The sequence below is a fragment of the Pseudomonas sp. MWU13-2100 genome, from assembly GCF_023242365.1.
GTDB lineage: Bacteria > Pseudomonadota > Gammaproteobacteria > Pseudomonadales > Pseudomonadaceae > Aquipseudomonas.
The window spans coordinates 1-776 of the sequence record NZ_JALLIX010000127.1; the positions used below are offsets into that span (position 1 = coordinate 1).

Annotated in this window: 1 protein-coding gene and 1 pseudogene; both read right to left on the reverse strand. The window is 63.5% G+C overall.

Annotated elements, in window-relative coordinates:
- Positions 1 to 304: ATP-binding protein (locus M5B99_RS29655; RefSeq protein ID WP_248807463.1), on the reverse strand; the 304-nt coding region annotated here is incomplete at its 3' end.
- A gap of 20 nt (positions 305 to 324) precedes the next feature.
- Positions 325 to 776 (reverse strand): annotated as a pseudogene (locus M5B99_RS29660) (IS21 family transposase); the annotation flags it as partial.

A 776-nucleotide genomic window follows, 5' to 3' on the forward strand; every position in this document is an offset into this window, starting at 1 on the left:
GGTTCAGGCCGTCGCGCAACCATTGGCCGCTGCCCAGTTGCAGGATCAGGGATTTATCCAAGCCGCGCGGGCTGCGGTAATCGATATCTTCCAGGCAAGCGTTGTGGCGCAGACGTGCTGCTTTGAGGCGAGTGCTCAAGCGGGCGTCTTCGCGCTCGGTCAGCTCGCGGTCGACCATCAGGCCCAGGCGTTCGTCGAAGCTGAGGTCGTTGATATCGGGCGTTGCGTGCTGTTCGCCAAGCGCCTTGATCATGTCGTTTAGGCGCAGGGTTTGCAGCTTGTCCAGGGTCGGGTTGGGTAGCATGGTGGTGCTCCTTTTTCAGGTCAGTGGTAGTAGCCGGGGCCGCGCAGGTTGATGTGCTCGTCGGGCAACAGCGGCAGGTTCTGCTGGGCCAGCGGTAGTCGCTCCAAGCCTTGGCGCAGGATCGATTCGAGGCTTTTGTAACTGCATGCGCCCAGTGCCAGCGCACGCTGGCAAGCGGCTTCCAGCCGCTCTTCGCCGTGCTGTTTGCTCAGGCGCAGGATGCCCAGGCAGGCACGGAAGCCGTGTTGCGGATGGATCCGGCGTTCGAGGATGTGAGCGATAACGCCAGCGGTGTTCGGCCCGGTCTGCTCTGCCCAGCGGATCAACCGTTGCGGTGTCCATTCGGCATGCTCACGGTGGCTCTTGGGCATGTGCTCGGTCTGGGTGGTGTGGCGGCCTTTGTGCTGCGAGCGCAGGTGGCTGGCCACACGCTGGTTGGCGTGGAAGCACTCCACCGTCTTCGCCGTCAGCC